We start from the raw sequence: 18,055 nt of genomic DNA on the forward strand, positions 1-18,055 counted from the left end.
TCACATGAAATCATTCCATATTGATGTTTTGCAGAAGCAGATTCATAAATTCTTTTTTTCTGGTTCTGCTGACAGGTATATGCACATTATGGATCACGCAATCAGAACCAACAAATCCCTCTACATGATTCATATTTACCAGATATCCCTTTGCACATCGAAAAAAATTATGTACCGTAAGTTTTTCTTCGAGTTCTTTCATCGTAATTCTTGAACAGTAATCTCCTCTCGAAGTATAATAAATTACATTATGTCTCTGCCCCTCAATAAAATAGATATCTGCTATATCTATCTTTACAACTCCTTCCCCAATGGGAATCGTAAGAAATTCTTTAACCTCAGAGCGCATACGTCCAACTGCTTTATCCAGTTTCTGCGAAAAAGAAAAGTACTCAACTGGTTTTACTACATAATCCATTGCATCAACTTCATATCCACGTACTGCATATTGAATCATATTTGTAATAAACATGATAATTACTTTCTGATCCATCTGACGGATTTTTTCTGCTGCTGTCATACCGTCCATGAACCGCATCTGAATATCCATCAGAATAATATCAAAACCGCCACTGTAATTCTCAGTGATATCTTCTCCATCACCAAATACCGTAACCTTTATTGATCTTCCCCTTTCCGTTTGATATTTCCGGATATACTCTGTTAATTGTTTTACATAAATTTCTTCATCTTCCACAATTGCAATCTGTATCATCCCATACCCTCCACAAGAATTGCATTCTTTATAACTGTTCAATCCCGCACAATATAGTTCCAGGTTTTTACTGTTATTTTATAAATAACTTTTGTTTTAGTATATCACTGCTTCATTCCTGAGTCAAGTGGATGTAATATTACAAATTACAGCTGTATAATCTGGTTTTCTTTTATCGTATATCCACAGTTATCGCATACACTGTCGCCAACTGTTTTTCCATCTCTCACAAATACTTCTATATCTGCACTACATTTCGGACATTTAACTTCTTCAATTGAAGTCATGTTTCTGGCATCCATACATCCTGAAAAAAATCCCATCTTTTCACCTTTTTCCTGTATATATTCTATTATTTTCTTAACCTAATTTTTCTTTTATTTTTTTATCTCATCTACTGCTGTCTGGCTGAAATCATAAAGAGAACCTCCCTCTCTCACAGTCCTAGCTTCTTTACAATTTCTTCCAGTGCACTTCTTACAGGAGAATCTTTCGGAAGCTGTATGATCGGCTTTCCATTACAGTCATACTGATATACCTGGTCATCATGTGGTACAACCCCTAACAGTTCCAGTCCCTGATTTCGGATTTCTTCCAGAGTTCCGGCATCCAGTTTTCCATCCGGAACACGATTCACGATTAATCCAGTTTTCTGTGGTTTAAAGTTTAACTCCTTCATCAGCTTTGCAATACGTCCGGCTGCCTGAACACCTCTTCTGGAACAGTCACTTACAAGAATAGCAACTTCCATCATTGGCAGGATTCCTCTGCTGATATGTTCCATACCTGCTTCGTTATCAACCACAATATATGGATAATGACTTTGCAGTTTCTGAACCTGGGTCTGCACAAGGCCATTTACAAAACAATAGCAGCCCTGTCCCTGGGTTCGTCCCATTACCATCAAATCATAATCGTCTTCTTCTGCAATCGCATCAGAAAGACGCATTTCCAGATATGCCTGTTTTGTCATACCGGAGGGAATCTGATATCGTGGGTCTATGCCTGCCCGCTCAATTTCTTCTCTCAGCTCCCCAAGTGTGACCTCCGGCTCAACACCGAGCACTTCGTTCAAATTTGCATTTGCATCTGCATCCACCGCCAGAACCGGACGTTTTCCGCTTTCACATAAATACTGGATCAACAATCCACAAAGAGTTGTTTTTCCTACGCCACCTTTTCCTGATACTGCAATTACATGTCCCATGTTTTTCCTCCTAAAATTCTGAACAATCTGTTGACTTTTTCTTTAAACCTTATTATAGTTGTTACTATATAAATTACAATAATCAATCCGTGAGATTTGTATGGTTACTCAACACATCAGAAAAATTGTTGAGAAATCATATGATACTAACTAATACAGGAGTATATAATGTCAGAAAAAACGAGAAAACAAGATCGCCGTACCCGCTATACCAGGCAAACCATAAAAGATACGTTCTTAGAATTGTTAAATCAGAAAAGTTTTACGAAAATTACAGTTACAGAGATCTGCAAAAATGCTGAAATCAACCGTGGCACTTTTTATCTTCATTACTACGATATCTATGATGTATTATCAGATATTCTTAATGATATGACTCAGGATATGTTAACAACTGTGGATCATTTATTCTGTCTAAATCAAAAAAGCTGTTCCTATCCGTTCTGTCAGAAAATACAGATGGAATCACAATACAGGGCACTGTTTCTGGATGATACAATTGCCCCTATTCTTCTGGAAAAATTAGCAGAAAATGCAAAAGAAGGCTATGTGACCTGGCTTATGTCACACAGCCTCCTAACCTTTGAACAGGCAGAATCGGTTTTTTATTTTCAAATGAATGGCTGCCTTTCCATCAACAGACTGATGCTCCGCAATCACTGTAATGACTGGAAACAGATTCAGACAACAATTGACAAATTTATCAAATCCGGGCTGGAAAGTTTTCTGATTCATGATCAGAGAGAAGAAAATGCTTCCGATAATTTTTGCAGCAAAATTTCTCCAACTGTTACCGCATCTTCTACACTCAGATAATGATCGGCATGATCCTGAAGAAATATTTTGCCAGATGCAGGAAATTCTTCATCTGCAAACCATATCTTTAAAGTTACCGGATATCTTGGCAGAACTGGAAAAACAGCACACAGATCCGCCTTTGTCTCTGTGAATTCTGCACCCAGGTTTTTACATGCTTTCTGAATTTTCTCAGGATCTTTATCCTGCAAAAGCTTTTCCAGTTTCTGCTCTGCAGTCCGGTCAAACTTGGTTCCTCGAATCAATCCATCTTTCAGATTACCAAAAGTAATGAGTTTCTGTGAACCTTCTGTTCCATCAGCCATATCCAGATAATGCAGCAATGTCAGATAATGCCATTCGTCCATGTCTGAGTTAATACAAAATTCAGGGAGTTGAATTTCAATCGTTTCATAAAAACTCAGTACTTCAAGCACATTTCGGCTACTATGAAAAACAGCCCCACTTTTTGCAGCAATATCCTCTCCGGAACGATTTTGCAGCCGTTTTACTGCTGCCTGCAACATTTCCTGAAATGCACGATTTTCTGTTTGATTTTTGTATTCCATAAGTTCTCCTTTGTGAATATTTATAGTATCTGTGTTGACTTTTCCTTTAAATTTCATTATAGTTGTAATTATATTATTTACAATCATCAAAATAATAAATATGCACCGTTTCTCAACACATTGAAAAGAACTGTTGAGAACTTGAAATGTTTTAGACAAACCAGAAATATTTTTGTCTCAAAAATGTGAAAGCAAAATCATTATATCATACTACAAGGAGTTTCTTATCATGAAATATTCAACGAAATTAAGTGATACTGTTCATGTGATGGTTCTGATTGCTATCAACCAGGAAAAATCTCTCTCCAGCGCCTCAATTGCAGAAAGTGTCCATACAAATCCCGGCTTTGTACGCCAGCTTATGTTAAAACTAAAAAAAGCCGGACTTATGACCAGTGTAGCCGGACATGCCCGTCCTTCTCTTTCAAAACCAGCAGACCAGATTACATTGCTGGATATTTATAAAGCAGTTGAAGGTGATAAACCATTGCTTCATTTAGATACTCATACCAATCCAGATTGTGGCGTTGGCATTAACATTCAGTTATCTTTGCAGGGATTCTATAATGAAATTCAAAAAAACGCTGAAGAAAAGATGAATACGATTACTTTACAGGATATCATAAATACTTATTACCAGAGAACATCCATGCAAAATGATTTACAGAATATTATATAGCAGGAGAAACGAAAAAGGACTTCCAGATATGGATTATCTTCTAAATGATGACAAATCTGATAACGATTTGGCGAGGAAAATTTTTATATTTTCTAATCCAGGGCTTTTCTTGTTATCATGCCCGCCTCCGTGCGGGCATTTTTAAATTCAACAGAGCACCGCAGGCGGTCTTTCCTATAAAGTAAAAAAAGCGGTAAATTCAGCTCATCTGCAAGCTCCAGTGCCTCCCTGGGAAACTCATCAAAAAAAACGTGTCTTGTATTTTAGTCTCTTGACATTATCATAAGCAACACCCCTGAGCTAAATGTAACTCTGGCATGTTCGCTGATGATCTCATTGCTTACAGTAAGTCCACTGTCTGCTGCTGTCAGACAATAGTTACTCAGGGGATATTTAAATCCTTCCAGAGTCAGATCTGTCACATTTCCTCCAAATGGAAAAAATGACACATATTTTCCAAACTGTTCTGACTTTTTCAGAACTGTTCCGTCTGAAATAAGTTTCATATAATTATACTGATCCACAAGTGTTACTTCTGCCCCCTGGTTTTGTGCCAGGACGAGGAGTCCGAAATTCGCCATCAGATGGTCTACTCTGTTTCCTGTCACACCAAAGATCACTATCTTTTTCGCACCGGTCCTGATCGCATAATTCATGGCAGACTGTGTATCTGAGTCATCTTTTTCCGGTCTCAGGCGGATAACTTTTATTTCTTTTTTTTCATTTCCAAAGCCTTTTTGCAATTTCCACTCAGTCATTCCACCATAGGGAATTTCACTATCCATACTTCTTTCTTCATGAATTTCCAGGAATTTTTTTCCATCTTCAGACAGACTGTCAAAATCTCCAATAACTGCATCCGGCAAAAGCTGATGCTCCAGAAAGAATTCCAGCCCTTTATCAGCTGCGATCAGACAGGCTTCATTCTTTTTTAAAAAATCGAGGGCAAAATCACTGTGGATATTGCCCCCGCTTACAATTATCGTATCTATCATGCTCTTCCTCAGTCAATCCTTCTTATGATCTCATCCATTCGTTCTCTGGCATGTTTTACATTTTTTGCCAGATCATCGTTGAAAACATAAGAACCTGCTACCAGCAGATTTGCACCTGCTGTGAGCACTGTCTCCATTGTCTCATCATTGATGCCACCATCAACCTGAACATCTACATCCAGATCCTCGGCCTCGATCAGTTCACGTACTTCCCTGATCTTCTCCGTACATTCTTCCATATACTTCTGACCGCCAAATCCCGGCTGTACAGTCATGATCAGAACCATATCCACATCGCTGAGCATATGGCTTATATCATTTACAGGTGTAGCCGGTTTGATGGAAACCCCCACCTTCACACCTGCTTCCCTGATCTGTTCAATAGTTCTCTCAAGATCTTCACATGCCTCCGCATGTACTGTAATGGAATCTGCCCCACATTCCACAAAATCTCTGATATATCTCTCAGGCTCTGTAACCATGAGATGTACATCAAAAAACAACTTTGATTCCTTTCGGATAGACTTTATCACCGGCATTCCAAAAGAAATACTCGGTACAAAATCACCATCCATAACATCAATATGAAGCCATTCAATCCCCTCTTTTTCCAGGGTTTTGATCTGTTCGCCCAAACGGTTAAAATCTGCCGATAAAATAGAAGGGCACAACTGATACATAATTAGAATCTCCTTTTCTCTTTTAATTCATTATAAAGTCCCAGATAATCTTCATAGCGAAGCTGGCTGATCTCATGCTCAGCCAATGCTGCTTTCACACCACAGTCCGGTTCATGGATATGTCTGCATCCCTGAAATCTGCACTGTTCTTCATATCTGCGAAACTCCGGAAAATACGCCTTAAGTTCCTGTTCTTCTATATCTGTCAGATATAAAGAAGAAAATCCCGGTGTATCCATCAGATAAGTATCATGTCCCACCGGTATCACCTGAGAATGACGCGTGGTATGCTTTCCACGTTTCAGCTTCTTACTTATCTCCCCGGTTTCCATCTGTACATTTTCCTGCAGTGCATTGGTGATTGAAGATTTTCCTACACCGGAAGGTCCTGCAACTACAGTTGTTTTTCCTTTCAGGATCTCATGTATCTCATCCAGTCCCTCTCCATTAAAAGTACTGGAAAAAATCACATCATATCCACAGCTCTTATAAGTTTCATATAAAAACTCCAGTTCTTCCTGTTTTGCAAGATCTTTCTTGTTAAAACATATAACAGCCGGAACATTCTCTTTCTCCATCATGATCAGAAAACGGTCAAGCAGCATAAAATTAGGTTTCGGACTCTCCATCGCAAAAATCACAAAAGCCTGATCCACATTGGCAACGGCCGGACGGATCAATGAATTTTTTCTGGGAAGGATGGCAGTCACACTGCCTTCCTTCTCCTGTTCATCCAAAACCTCTATCTCCACATTATCCCCTACAAGAGGTTTCTGTTTATCTTTTCTGAATATTCCCTTTGCCTTGCATTCATAAATCTCATCATTTTCTGCATAGATGTAATAAAATCCTGCAATTCCTTTGATTATCTTTCCCTGCATGGATCATTCAGCCTTAGCAAATGTAATAGAATAATTTCCGAGTTCCTGATAAGTGCCGTTAATCTGTTCAGACAGATACAAAGTACCCTCGCTGATACCAGGTGCACCTGTGATATTCAGATCATACGGGAACTGGATTACCTGATCTTCCAGAACAACTGAAGCAGTCGGTGTTCCGTTTACATTCTGGATCAGTTCCAGACGTACCGGACCTCCGGAATATCCTGACGGAGTATTCAGAGTCTGTGTACATTTCCATACTTCCCCGGCTGCTGCCGCCGCACTGTTATCTGCTGTCTGTGCCGGAGCATCAGATGATGCAGCAGTATCTGCGCTGTCACTCTGAGCCGAAGGTTCCTGATCTCCGGTACTTACTGTGATCACAACATTTACATTATCCGGATCTTCCCAGTTTCCAGCTTCCGGTTCCTGTGAGATTACTTCTCCTTCTGCCACCTCTGTACTCTTTTCCTCTTTTACTTCCACATTGAGGAACTTACCAAAAGTAGTAACTGCATCATTCTTTGTCATCCCGACAACACTTGGAACCTCCACACTGTCTCCATAGTCCACGCCTCGACTGACAAGCAGTGTTACGCTGTCCCCTGCTGAAACAGAGTTTCCGGCTGCCGGAGTTGTGGAGACTGCATATCCCGGATCTGTAACCGGAGTACCATCATCATTTAATTCACTGTATTCTTTCTGTATCTCAACAGTTAATCCCATATCTTCCAGAGTCTGCTGTGCGTCTACTCCGGTCTGTCCATCCACATCCGGAATTGTGATCTTCTGCGCACCCTTGCTGATATAATACTTAATGGTCGTATACTGCTCTACTTTACTTCCCTTTGGAATATCCTGTGAAGAAATGGTTCCTTTTGCCTGATTTGAAGCCTCCTCGCCCATAGGCTGAATACCCAGTTTCATATCCTTTGTGATATTCTTTGCTTCATCCTCTGTTTTTCCTACCAGATTCGGCACAGTTATCATTCCGTCATCATCTGATTCCGATGTATCCTGGGCCTCAGTTTTTTTGTCTGTATCATTGTTACTTCCAATAAGTCCGGACGCCTTTCCTGCGACCAGAATGATTGCTATCAGAATCACAACACCCATCAGAAGCATTACAATAGTCAGCCCATGTCCGCCTCCTTTTTTCTTTTTCTCAGGCTTATCTGATTTCTTCCTGTGCTTTTTCACTTCCGGCTCATCATCATAATCTGTTTCATTGATTTCTTCTTCCAGAGCCTCAGGTTCTGACTTTGCGATCTGCTTCGGCATATGTTTGATCTCGCCAAGCTCCTTATCTGAGATCACAACTGTTTTTGCTTCGTTATCCACAGACGTCAGCGTTACGAAATCTCCCTGTGGATCGATCAGAGAATGCTTCAGATCTGCGATCACATCCTCCATATTCTGATAACGGCGATCCACGCTTTTCTGTGTACATTTCAGAATGATCTGCTCCAGACTGTGGGGAAGCTCCGGTGTATAAATACTTGGAGGAACAATCTCTTCCTGAAGATGTTTGATAGCAATAGCTACTGTGGTATCTCCGTCAAAAGGAACCTTCCCTGTAACCATTTCATACATTGTGATACCCAGTGAATAAATATCACTCTTCTCATCACTGTATCCGCCTCTGACCTGTTCCGGTGAACTGTAATGAACAGATCCCATTACATTTGAGCTTATGGTATTGGAAGAAGCGGCTCTTGCAATACCAAAATCTGTTACTTTTACCTTTCCATCCATGGAAATGATAATATTCTGCGGTTTTACATCACGATGTACAATCCCATGGCTGTGTGCAGCTTCCAGTCCCATGGAGACCTGGATTGCAATACTGGTTGCTTCTTTTACAGAAAGCTTTCCCTTTTTGGAAATGTACTCCTTGAGAGTAATTCCCTCAATAAGCTCCATAACAATGTAATAAACTCCGTTATCGTCACCAACATCAAATACATTCACTATATTCGGATGTGTCAGGACTGCTGCAGCCTGAGCCTCACTTTTAAACTTGCGGATAAACGTCGTATCCTCTCTGAATTCCGGCTTAAGAACTTTTACAGCAACAAACCGATTCAGCTTATGGTCTTTTGCCTTGTATACGTCCGCCATTCCGCCGGTACCAATTTTTCCTAATATCTCATAGCGTTCTGCTATGATCATTCCCGTTTTTAACATGCTTTCACCTCGTCTGTGAATGGTTCTACCAATACAATTGCAATATTATCCTTGCCGCCATTGCGGTTTGCTTCTCTTATAAGTATCCTGCCTTTTTCATCCAGATCTGTAGATGTGTCAGAAATGATTTCCCTCAGCTGGCTGTCCTCAACCATGTTGCTGAGCCCGTCCGAACACATCAAAACTACATCTCCGGGTTCCAGTTTCAGATCAAAGAAATCAATATCCACTGTTTTCTCTGCTCCAAGTGCTCTTGTAATGATATTTTTCTTCGGATGCTTCCTTGCCTGTTCAGGGTCAAGTTCTCCCATTCTTACCATCTCCTGCACCAGTGAGTGATCCCTTGTTATCTGCTGAATCTTCTCTCCGATCACATAAAGTCTGCTGTCACCTACATTTGCCACATAAGCGTAATGTCCTACGATAGTAGCTGCCACTATCGTTGTTCCCATTCCTCTAAGTTTCTCATCCTGCTGTGCCTGGGTAAGAATCTCGGTATTTACACATTCAATGGCATGACGGATTACCTTTACCGGATTAAAATCCGCATCCTGCCGGATTTCCTCCACCATGGATGTAACCGCATGAGAGGATGCATAATCACCTGCATTATGACCACCCATACCATCTGCAACAACAAACAGATTCGGAAGATTTCCAACCGGGTCAGCAGTTGCGAACACATAATCCTGGTTCATCTTCCGCTTTTGCCCGACATCAGTAGCTGAATATATCCTCATGTCACTTCTCGCTTTCTGTTTTTTCCATATAACTTTTTCTTAACTGTCCACAGGCACCATCAATATCACTGCCCATTTCTCTTCTAATAGTAACATTTATTCCACATTTTTCAAGTTTTATTTTGAAATTCTCCACAGCCTGTCTTGTTGAACGCACAAAGGAACGTTCCTTAATAGGGTTTACCGGGATCAGATTTACATGGCAGTTCATATCTCTGATTCTGCCGGAAAGTTCCCTTGCATCCTCATCGCTGTCATTAACTCCGGCTACCAGACTATATTCAAATGTGATCCTGCGCCCGGTTTCTTTAAAATAATAACGGCAGGCTTCCAGAACCTCATCCATACTGTATTTGTTTGCGATCGGCATCAGTTCCCGTCGCTTCACATCATTAGGTGCGTGAAGGGAAAGTGCAAGTGTCATCTGAAGCTTTTCTTTTGCAAGGTCATAAATCTTCGGAACCAGCCCACAGGTAGATACAGTCAGGTTTCTCTGACTGATATGAAGTCCTCCGTCTTCTGTCAGGATATGTATAAACCTGAGAAGATTTTCATAATTATCAAGAGGTTCCCCCGTTCCCATGACCACAACATTGGAAACTCTTTCTCCTGTCAGAGCCTGTATCCTGTATATCTGATCCAGCATTTCTGACGGGAGAAGACATCTGGTCAGTCCTCCTATGGTAGATGCACAGAATCTGCATCCCATGCGGCATCCCACCTGAGAAGAAATACAGACAGAATTTCCATGTTTATACCGCATGAGAACACTCTCTATCACATTTCCATCACTGAGACGGAACAGATACTTCTGTGTACCGTCAATCCGGGATGTCTGTACATCTACCATCTTCAGTGCTGTGACAGGATATTCTTTCAGTTTTTCCCTCAGGCTTTTGGAAAGATTGGTCATCTCATCATAAGAAGTAACAAGGTGTTCATGCAGCCAGCTGTAAATCTGCTTCGCACGAAAAGGCTTATCTCCCAGAGTGGTCATCAGTTTCTTTAATTCGTCGATCGTCATTGACTTAATGTCTGTCATTACTTATTTTCTCCTGAATTTTGCAATAAAGAAGCCATCTGTTTTGTGTACTCCCGGCAGAAGCTGAAGATAACCCAGAGCTGTTGTCTCAGAATGCAGTTCTTCCGGAAGATACGGATCAATACTCTCCAGTTTGAACGGATGATTATTCATAAACCACAACATGTTCTCTTCATTCTCTTCCTTTGCGATAGTACAGGTACTAAATACCAGCACTCCGCCCGGTTTCACATATTCTGCCGCATTGTCAAGGATTGTTCTCTGAAGGATTACAATCTCTTCCTGCTTCTGTGCTGTCACCCTGTATTTGATCTCCGGCTTCTTTCCAATTACTCCATATCCGGAACATGGGACATCTGCCAGAACGACATCTGCCTTGAGTTCTGAATCTACATCAAATACCGTAGCATCCATCACATGAGCCTGCACATTAATGCAGTCTGTTCTGTGAATATTCTCTTCGATCATATCCACTTTATACTGGCTGATATCGCGTGCATCTACTGTTCCGTAATCTCCCATTTTATCTGCAACATGGAGACTCTTTCCACCAGGTGCTGCGCACATATCTATCACATAATCCCCTTTTTGCGGATCTGCAATTTCTGCCACCAGCATGGAGCTTACATCCTGCACTTGGATTTTCCCCTGTATAAATGCATCCAGTGCAAGAATATGGTTATAATTTGAAATTTCATATGCATAGGGAAGATAAGGTGCAGGTTTCACTTCCACTCCCTGATCGACCAGGCTCTCATAAATCTCTTTCTGTGGATATTTATGAGTTCTGCAGCGTACTGTGATCGGTTTCTCAGTGAGAAAATCTGTAAGGATCTTTTCTGTTTTTTCTTCCCCGTAATCCTCAAGCCAACGGTTTACCAGTGTTTCCGGCATAGAATATCTGACAGACAGATATCTGACCGGATTTTCTTCCCTTGAAGGAAGTTTCAGATTTTTCCACTCTCTGGCAATCGTACGAAGAACACCGTTTACAAAAGGTTTCAGGCTGTAAAAGCCTTTTCTCTGGGCCAGCTTCACCGCTTCATTACACACTGCGCTGTCCGGCACACTGTCCATAAACCTGATCTGATAAACTGCACTTCTCAGGATTTCCCTGATCACAGGCTTCATTTTATCTACAGATACTTTTGAATATGAATCAATAATATAATCTATTAAAATACGATATTCCAGTGTTCCTTCGCAGACTCTGGTAATAAAAGCTCTCTCCTGTCTTGGAAGGAACTGATATTTGGAAAGAGCATTGCGGATAGCGATATGGCTGTGTTTTCCCTCTTCCTCGATTTCCAGTAATATCTGCAATATCAGTTCTCTTGTATTTATTCCATTAGTCACGGTCTCTTCCTCCGGCAAGTATAATCAGTCTTAAAAGCTGCAGAATTGATGAAGCAAGTGCTGCAACATAGGTGAGTGCCGCTGCTGTAAGGACTTTTCTTGCACCTTTTACCTCATCAGCTCCAAGCATTCCTGAACTTCCAAGCATTTTCAATGCTCTTGAAGATGCATTAAATTCTACCGGAAGAGTTACAAGCTGAAAAAGAACCGCAAATGTAAACAAAATGATTCCAACAGTCAGCAGTGGACGGATTGAGAAAATCAGTCCTGCCAGAAACAATGGCCAGGAAAGTGTGGAACCGATGTTTGCAACAGGCACAATCGCAGAGCGAAGATTCAATGGCACATAGTTAGTCGCATGCTGAATAGCATGTCCACATTCATGCGCAGCCACTCCGATCGCAGCCACCGATGTTTTATCATATACATCCTGGGAAAGTGCCAGTTTCTTACTTCCCGGATCATAGTGGTCTGTCAGGCTGCCGGATATGGGTACTACCGTAACATCCGTAATTCCCGACATACGAAGAATCCGTCTGGCAGCATCGGCACCTGTAAGCCCCGATGCACTGCGCACTCTGCTGTAAACAGAAAACGTACTCTTTACCTTTGCAGATGCCAGTAAAGACAGCACCATTCCGATAACGAGCAGTAAATACGTAGGATCAAAATAATAATATCCGTACATCTAATCACTCCTTATGATCTGTAAAAACAATTCCATTTTCAATGTGATATCCCCGGAGAAAGGCTTCTGTTTCCATACGCTTCTTACCTTCCAGCTGTATCTCTGTAAGAATCAGCACTCCTTCTCCACATGCTGTATGGATTCCCTCTTTATCTGCCAGGAAGATTGTTCCCGGAACAGCATCTGTTTTCTCAGTGCTGACTTTACATTTCCACACTTTCAGAGTTTTTCCATTAAGAAATGTATAAGCACTTGGCCATGGATTCAGGCCGCGTACAAGGCGTTCCAGTTCTTCTGCAGATTTTCTGAAATCCATCAGTCCCATCTGTTTGGTGATCATAGCCGCATAAGGTGTAGGACTCTCCTCCGGCTGTTTTTCAAACTTCGCAGTTCCCTGCTCAATAGATGGAAGCGTCTTGATCAGCAGATCCGCACCAGCCTGCGCAAGTTTTCCAAACAGGCTTCCACCTGTTTCTGTCGGAGAGATCGGAATCACTATCTTTGAAATCATATCACCGGTATCAAGACCTTCTCCCATCTGCTGGATCGTTACACCTGATACTTTTTCCCCGTCGATCACAGCCTGCTGGATAGGCGCTGCTCCTCTGTATTTCGGAAGAAGAGACGCATGAATATTGATACATCCAAATTTCGGAAGTTCCAGGATTTCTTTTGGAATAATCTGTCCATATGCAGCAACAACTATGATATCAGGATTAATTTCTTTCAGAATCTCCAGAAATTCAGGGTTATTTCTCACTTTCTCCGGCTGATATACCGGAATATCGTGCATAACGGCTTCTTCTTTTACAGGTGTTGGCAATAATGTCTTACCTCTCCCTTTTGGTTTGTCAGGCTGAGTCACCACTGCTGCCACCGCATATCCGGCTTCTGTCAGTGCATGTAATGACGGCACTGCGAAATCCGGTGTTCCCATAAATACTATCTTCATTTGATTATCACTCCTCATCCTCATCATAGGAAACCTGATGAAGTTCTCCTTCTACCAGTTCTGTATACATATGTCCGTCCAGATGATCGATCTCATGGCAGAAAGCACGCGCAAGAAGACCTTCCCCTTCATATTCTACTTCATTCATATCCTCATCCAGAGCTTTTACCTTTACATAGTTCGGACGTGTTACCTGGCCAGCCATTCCAGGTACACTTAAGCATCCTTCATCACCAGTCTGTTCGCCTGATGTTTCAAGGATTTCAGGATTGATCAGCACGATAGGACCTTCTCCTATATCAATCACAACAATACGCTTCAGCATACCTACCTGTGGTGCCGCGAGGCCAACTCCCATTGCATCATACATGGTTTCAAGCATATCCCCGATCAGATCATGAATACGTGGTGTCATCTTTTCTACCGGTCTGCTGACCTTTGCAAGTACTTCGTCGCCCTGTAATCTGATTTTTCTAAGTGCCATTTCTTTATTCTCCTCTTCTTTGATTATGATGTTAGGATCAAAAGATATTTTGCCCCTAACCTGATATCTTGATTATTGTTATATCACGATTTCAGAAATTACTGCCTGTCGGATTTCCTTTCTGCAGCAGATTACTTCAGTAATGAGATTTTGAAAAACTCTGCCATAATTAACTGAAATCAAATTGTATGTATATTTTACGGAAACCGGAATTTATCTCTATGTATTTCTCCAGCTGGTCTTTGATATGTACCAGCGTTTTATAATCTTTATGTTTTAAATAGATAACCTGTCTGTAAATATCCTTAACTTTTCCAACTGACGCATATGCCGGGCCAATGATATGCAGGTCATTTTCTCTGTATATCCTTTCTATATAAAGTTTCAGATAATACATGGCCTGAACCAGTTTCTCATCTTCCGGACCTGAACCCAGAACTGCCAGCATATGTGCCGCAGGCGGATAATCCAGAAGCATACGGTAACTCATCTCTTCCTCATAGAATGCCTGATAATCCTGCACTGCCGCCGCCTGAATACTGTAATGATCCGGATGATAGGTCTGGATCACTGCCTCTCCTGGTTTTTCCCCCCGTCCTCCCCGGCCGACTGCCTGACAGAGAAGCTGAAAGGTACGTTCCGCACATCGATAATCCTCTGCATTCAGCGAAAGATCCGCTGCTACTATTCCCATGAGTGTGACATCCGGAAAATCATGCCCCTTAACGATCATCTGTGTTCCGATCAGTATATCTGCCTCATGAGCTGCAAAAGCTGCAAGGATCTTTTCATAGCTGCCCTTGGTTCTTGTTGTATCAAAATCCATTCTGAGAGTCCTGACTTCTGGAAAATCTTCCCGCACTACCTTCTCGATCTGCTGTGTTCCTGCCTTAAATCCGCCAATATAAGGCGATCCACACACCGGGCATACCCGGGGTTTTCCTGTCTCATATCCACAGTAATGACATAAAAGCCTTTCATTATTATGCTCCGAAAGAGAAACATCACAATGCGGACACTTCATCACATGTCCACAGGACCGGCAGGATACAAAACCTGCGTATCCTCTTCTGTTCAGAAAAAGCATTACCTGTTCTTTTTTCTCAAACCGGCCTTTCATCTTTTGCCGGAGTTCTCTGCTCAGTACAGACCTGTTTCCTGCTTTTAATTCCTCACGCAGGTCTACGATAGAAACCCGGGGCAGAGGTCTGCTTCCATATCTTGTTGTCAGCCTGACCAGACTATATTCCCCATTCATTGCCTTACTGTAGGCTTCCACTGATGGAGTAGCTGAACCCATTACCACATTTGCATGTTCTAAAACAGCTCTCCGGATTGCAGTTTCCCTTGCATGATAACGGGGTGTGCTTTCACTTTTATAGCTTGGTTCATGTTCTTCATCAATAATGATCAGTCCCAGACTGGCAAATGGCGTAAACAGCGCAGATCTGGGACCGATCATCACCTGGACTTCTCCCTTTTTCGCACGTTTAAACTGATCATAGCGTTCTCCCTGAGACTGTCTGGAATTGATAACTGATACTTTATCCCCAAATCTGGCATAAAATCTGCGTACCGTCTGATATGTCAGAGCAATCTCCGGGATCAGCACGATTGCTTCTTTTCCCTGAGAAAGCGTCTGCTCGATCAGCTTTATATACACCTGGGTTTTCCCGCTCCCTGTCACTCCCTCGATCAGTACAGGCTTCGGCGATGGTTTTTCCCACTCTCTCTGTATCTGTTTTACTGCCGCTTCCTGTTCATCTGTAAGCGGCATTCGCCTTTCTCCGGAAATATCACCTGTATTCAGTGAAGTTCTCATTATCTCATCATATTCTATGCGGATAATCCCCTGCTCCTGAAATTTCTTTACAACAGCAGAAGTTGTCCCCAGTTCTTTCGCCGCATGTGTATAATCCAGTCTTTTTTTCTCCAGAAGTTCCCTCAGAAGTCTTGTTCTGGCTTTAAACCTTGTTTGTTCAAGTTCTTTCAGCAACTGCGTTCCCGCCTCTTCGGAAATATCCAGGCATATATATTTTTTCTCTTTTGCCTTGATTTTCTCCTGGATAGGAAGTACTGTCCTGAGAGCCTGGATCATGGTGGAACCATAATTTTCTCTCATCCAGGCTGCCAGGGCGATCAGTCTGGATTCCGTAGTCTCTTCTCCACTGCAGATTTCACTGATTTCTTTAATCTTTTCGGGAGCAATTTTCGGTTTATCTGACAATCCGATCACATATCCTTTACGCACCCGGCCGGCATTTCCAAAAGGGATGGCTGCCACCATCCCTGCCTTTATTTTCTTCTCCAGCCTTTCCGGTACACGATATTGAAAACTCCGGTCCAGTTTATCACTGGAAATATCAATTATTATATCAGCATATATCATGAACTTATTCCTGTTTGACCCGCTACCTATTTACCAGCAAGAATATCTGCGATCAGGACACGTTCATCCATAGGATATTTCTTTCCTTTAATTTCCTGATAATCCTCATGTCCCTTACCTGCCAGAACTATAATATCCCCCGGCTCTCCATGATGGATTGCATAGGCGATGGCTTCTTTTCTGTCCGGAATCTCTACATATTTTCCATCGGTTTTTGCCATACCAATCTTGATATCATCGATGATCGCCTGTGGTTCTTCATCACGTGGATTATCAGAGGTAATGATGGTAAGGTCTGCAAGCTTTCCGGAAACCTCTCCCATCTCATAGCGGCGAAGCTTCGATCTGTTGCCTCCGCATCCAAACAGACATACCAGTCTGTGGGGATGATATTCTTTCAAAGTGGTCAGAAGACTCTCCAGAGCCATGGCATTATGCGCGTAATCGATCATCAGAGTAAAATCATCGGATACTTTTACCATTTCGATACGGCCTTTTACCTTAGCTACTTTTAAGGCTTTGAGAATGTTCTCTTCCGAAACCTTAAAATGACGGCAGATTGCGATTGCTGTCAATGAATTGTAGATGCTGAATTTACCGGGAATATCTATCTCCACATGAAAATCCAGAAGTCCTTTCAGATGGTAGGAAATACCCAGATATCCTTTACCTCCGACCAGCTTTGCATCTTCCGCACGAAGGTCTGCTTCCGGTGAAAATCCATAAGTTTCCAGGCTGCATGTATGACCTTCAATAATCTTCTCGAAATGTTCATCATCTCTGTTTACAATTCCTACCTTACACTGTTTCAGAAGTAAGGACTTGCATCTGAGATAATCATCAAAATCCTTATGTTCATTTGGTCCGATATGATCCGGCTCAATATTTGTAAAAATACCAAAATCGAAAACAAATCCCTGAGTTCTGTGAAGCATCAGTCCCTGGGAGGAAACTTCCATAACCACACAGTCACAGCCGGCTTCTGCCATCTCATGGAAATATTCCTGAATCACATAAGACTCCGGTGTTGTGTTCTTTGCAGGAATCACTTTGTCACCGATGATCGCTTCAATGGTTCCGATCAGTCCCACTTTATATCCGGCATTTTCCAGAATAGATTTTACCATATACGTAGTGGTTGTTTTTCCTTTTGTTCCTGTGATACCGATTGTTTTCAGTTTCTCTGCGGGATATCCGAAATATGCGGCAGAAATAAACGCCATTGCATATCGTGTATCTTTCACAAGAATGACTGTCACATCTTCCGGTGCTTCCACAGCTTCTTCCACGATCAGAACCTTTGCTCCTTTTGCAACTACATCCGGCACAAATTTATGACCATCCACCACTGCACCGCGGATACAGATAAAAAGAGAGCCCTCTTCTACTTTCCGGGAATCATAAATCACATTTTTTACTTCCTGGTCTGTACTGCCCTGAAGACATGTATATTCCAGCTTTTCCAGTAAGGATATTAATTTCATTTTAATCCTCCATATCATTTCCTGCCTGCCTGAATTTTATACAGCCTCTACGGCAATTTCGTTACTGTTCACTCCGTTCACAGTAACTTAGCCAAAATTCATTCCAGATTGCCTGCGGCAATAGAATTTCTTTAAAGTCAGGCAGAGGTGTTTTACTAAAGCGTATATTCTATATAAGAATAGCACACCTCCCCTGTCGTTTCAACGTTGTT

18 protein-coding genes are annotated in these 18,055 nt (G+C 41.8%); 2 read left to right on the plus strand and 16 right to left on the minus strand.

What is annotated here, in order from left to right; genetic code table 11:
* Positions 1–10 precede the first annotated feature (10 nt).
* From LJE09_RS02320 to LJE09_RS02330, 3 genes are all read right to left on the minus strand, one after another.
* On the minus strand, positions 11–715 hold the full coding sequence (locus LJE09_RS02320; RefSeq protein ID WP_055059335.1) for a LytR/AlgR family response regulator transcription factor: 705 nt from the start codon (positions 713–715) through the stop codon (positions 11–13).
* A gap of 146 nt (positions 716–861) precedes the next feature.
* Complete coding sequence (locus LJE09_RS02325) at positions 862–1,038, minus strand: hypothetical protein (RefSeq protein WP_172679286.1); 177 nt, start codon at positions 1,036–1,038, stop codon at positions 862–864.
* A 113-nt stretch (positions 1,039–1,151) separates the two neighbouring features.
* Complete coding sequence (locus LJE09_RS02330) at positions 1,152–1,922, minus strand: ATP-binding protein (protein ID WP_055059334.1); 771 nt, start codon at positions 1,920–1,922, stop codon at positions 1,152–1,154.
* Between the two features lie 168 nt (positions 1,923–2,090).
* Between LJE09_RS02330 and LJE09_RS02335 the strand changes: the two genes are divergently transcribed.
* Entirely contained in the window at positions 2,091–2,738 is a 648-nt protein-coding gene (locus LJE09_RS02335; protein ID WP_055059333.1) for a TetR/AcrR family transcriptional regulator, read from the plus strand.
* Here LJE09_RS02335 and LJE09_RS02340 read toward each other — a convergent pair.
* A complete protein-coding gene (locus tag LJE09_RS02340; protein ID WP_025578146.1) occupies positions 2,660–3,286 on the minus strand; it encodes a DUF3786 domain-containing protein in 627 nt (208 codons plus the stop codon). The two genes, LJE09_RS02335 and LJE09_RS02340, sit on opposite strands and share 79 nt — an antisense overlap.
* Before the next feature lie 229 nt (positions 3,287–3,515).
* Between LJE09_RS02340 and LJE09_RS02345 the strand changes: the two genes are divergently transcribed.
* Entirely contained in the window at positions 3,516–3,965 is a 450-nt protein-coding gene (locus tag LJE09_RS02345; protein WP_055059332.1) for an Rrf2 family transcriptional regulator, read from the plus strand.
* A 263-nt stretch (positions 3,966–4,228) separates the two neighbouring features.
* Here LJE09_RS02345 and LJE09_RS02350 read toward each other — a convergent pair whose 3' ends face one another.
* The 12 genes from LJE09_RS02350 to LJE09_RS02405 form a co-directional block, all read right to left on the minus strand.
* Positions 4,229–4,960, minus strand: a complete 732-nt coding sequence (locus LJE09_RS02350) for a thiamine diphosphokinase (RefSeq protein WP_195277520.1) — start codon at positions 4,958–4,960, stop codon at positions 4,229–4,231.
* Positions 4,961–4,968: 8 nt separating this feature from the next.
* A complete protein-coding gene (rpe, locus tag LJE09_RS02355; protein WP_026648253.1) occupies positions 4,969–5,643 on the minus strand; it encodes a ribulose-phosphate 3-epimerase in 675 nt (224 codons plus the stop codon).
* Complete coding sequence (gene rsgA / locus LJE09_RS02360; RefSeq protein WP_055059330.1) at positions 5,643–6,521, minus strand: ribosome small subunit-dependent GTPase A; 879 nt, start codon at positions 6,519–6,521, stop codon at positions 5,643–5,645. Before rsgA ends, rpe begins: the two co-directional genes overlap by 1 nt.
* A gap of 3 nt (positions 6,522–6,524) precedes the next feature.
* Entirely contained in the window at positions 6,525–8,708 is a 2,184-nt protein-coding gene (gene pknB, locus LJE09_RS02365; protein WP_055059329.1) for a Stk1 family PASTA domain-containing Ser/Thr kinase, read from the minus strand.
* Positions 8,702–9,448 (minus strand): Stp1/IreP family PP2C-type Ser/Thr phosphatase, encoded by a 747-nt coding sequence (locus LJE09_RS02370; protein ID WP_025578159.1) that lies wholly within the window; start codon positions 9,446–9,448, stop codon positions 8,702–8,704. The genes pknB and LJE09_RS02370 overlap by 7 nt, the downstream gene beginning before the upstream one ends.
* A 1-nt stretch (position 9,449) precedes the next feature.
* Entirely contained in the window at positions 9,450–10,490 is a 1,041-nt protein-coding gene (gene rlmN / locus LJE09_RS02375; protein ID WP_025578161.1) for a 23S rRNA (adenine(2503)-C(2))-methyltransferase RlmN, read from the minus strand.
* Between the two features lie 3 nt (positions 10,491–10,493).
* A complete protein-coding gene (gene rsmB, locus LJE09_RS02380) occupies positions 10,494–11,846 on the minus strand; it encodes a 16S rRNA (cytosine(967)-C(5))-methyltransferase RsmB (RefSeq protein ID WP_008706499.1) in 1,353 nt (450 codons plus the stop codon).
* Positions 11,839–12,534 (minus strand): zinc metallopeptidase, encoded by a 696-nt coding sequence (locus tag LJE09_RS02385; protein ID WP_008706498.1) that lies wholly within the window; start codon positions 12,532–12,534, stop codon positions 11,839–11,841. The genes rsmB and LJE09_RS02385 overlap by 8 nt, the downstream gene beginning before the upstream one ends.
* A 4-nt stretch (positions 12,535–12,538) precedes the next feature.
* Positions 12,539–13,486: a methionyl-tRNA formyltransferase gene (fmt, locus tag LJE09_RS02390; protein ID WP_227310945.1), complete on the minus strand. Its 948-nt coding sequence runs from the start codon at positions 13,484–13,486 to the stop codon at positions 12,539–12,541.
* A 7-nt stretch (positions 13,487–13,493) separates the two neighbouring features.
* Positions 13,494–13,970: a peptide deformylase gene (def, locus tag LJE09_RS02395; RefSeq protein WP_008706495.1), complete on the minus strand. Its 477-nt coding sequence runs from the start codon at positions 13,968–13,970 to the stop codon at positions 13,494–13,496.
* A 169-nt stretch (positions 13,971–14,139) separates the two neighbouring features.
* Complete coding sequence (priA, locus tag LJE09_RS02400; protein ID WP_195981860.1) at positions 14,140–16,359, minus strand: replication restart helicase PriA; 2,220 nt, start codon at positions 16,357–16,359, stop codon at positions 14,140–14,142.
* 26 nt (positions 16,360–16,385) lie between these two features.
* Complete coding sequence (locus LJE09_RS02405) at positions 16,386–17,843, minus strand: UDP-N-acetylmuramoyl-L-alanyl-D-glutamate--2,6-diaminopimelate ligase (protein WP_025578170.1); 1,458 nt, start codon at positions 17,841–17,843, stop codon at positions 16,386–16,388.
* Between the last annotated feature and the right edge of the window lie 212 nt (positions 17,844–18,055).

It is taken from the genome of Blautia sp. DFI.3.45 (assembly GCF_020593505.1).
Classification (GTDB): domain Bacteria; phylum Bacillota; class Clostridia; order Lachnospirales; family Lachnospiraceae; genus Blautia_A; species Blautia_A wexlerae.

Coding starts and splice junctions, on each gene's coding strand:
- priA (WP_195981860.1), bottom strand. CDS start 16,359: ATGATATATGCTGATATAATAATTGATATTTCCAGTGATAAACTGGAC.
- LJE09_RS02325 (WP_172679286.1), bottom strand. CDS start 1,038: ATGGGATTTTTTTCAGGATGTATGGATGCCAGAAACATGACTTCAATT.
- LJE09_RS02320 (WP_055059335.1), bottom strand. CDS start 715: ATGATACAGATTGCAATTGTGGAAGATGAAGAAATTTATGTAAAACAA.
- LJE09_RS02405 (WP_025578170.1), bottom strand. CDS start 17,843: ATGAAATTAATATCCTTACTGGAAAAGCTGGAATATACATGTCTTCAG.
- rlmN (WP_025578161.1), bottom strand. CDS start 10,490: ATGACAGACATTAAGTCAATGACGATCGACGAATTAAAGAAACTGATG.
- LJE09_RS02335 (WP_055059333.1), top strand. CDS start 2,091: ATGTCAGAAAAAACGAGAAAACAAGATCGCCGTACCCGCTATACCAGG.
- rsgA (WP_055059330.1), bottom strand. CDS start 6,521: ATGCAGGGAAAGATAATCAAAGGAATTGCAGGATTTTATTACATCTAT.
- LJE09_RS02330 (WP_055059334.1), bottom strand. CDS start 1,922: ATGGGACATGTAATTGCAGTATCAGGAAAAGGTGGCGTAGGAAAAACA.
- fmt (WP_227310945.1), bottom strand. CDS start 13,486: ATGAAGATAGTATTTATGGGAACACCGGATTTCGCAGTGCCGTCATTA.
- LJE09_RS02345 (WP_055059332.1), top strand. CDS start 3,516: ATGAAATATTCAACGAAATTAAGTGATACTGTTCATGTGATGGTTCTG.
- def (WP_008706495.1), bottom strand. CDS start 13,970: ATGGCACTTAGAAAAATCAGATTACAGGGCGACGAAGTACTTGCAAAG.
- LJE09_RS02350 (WP_195277520.1), bottom strand. CDS start 4,960: ATGATAGATACGATAATTGTAAGCGGGGGCAATATCCACAGTGATTTT.
- LJE09_RS02370 (WP_025578159.1), bottom strand. CDS start 9,448: ATGAGGATATATTCAGCTACTGATGTCGGGCAAAAGCGGAAGATGAAC.
- LJE09_RS02340 (WP_025578146.1), bottom strand. CDS start 3,286: ATGGAATACAAAAATCAAACAGAAAATCGTGCATTTCAGGAAATGTTG.
- pknB (WP_055059329.1), bottom strand. CDS start 8,708: ATGTTAAAAACGGGAATGATCATAGCAGAACGCTATGAGATATTAGGA.
- LJE09_RS02385 (WP_008706498.1), bottom strand. CDS start 12,534: ATGTACGGATATTATTATTTTGATCCTACGTATTTACTGCTCGTTATC.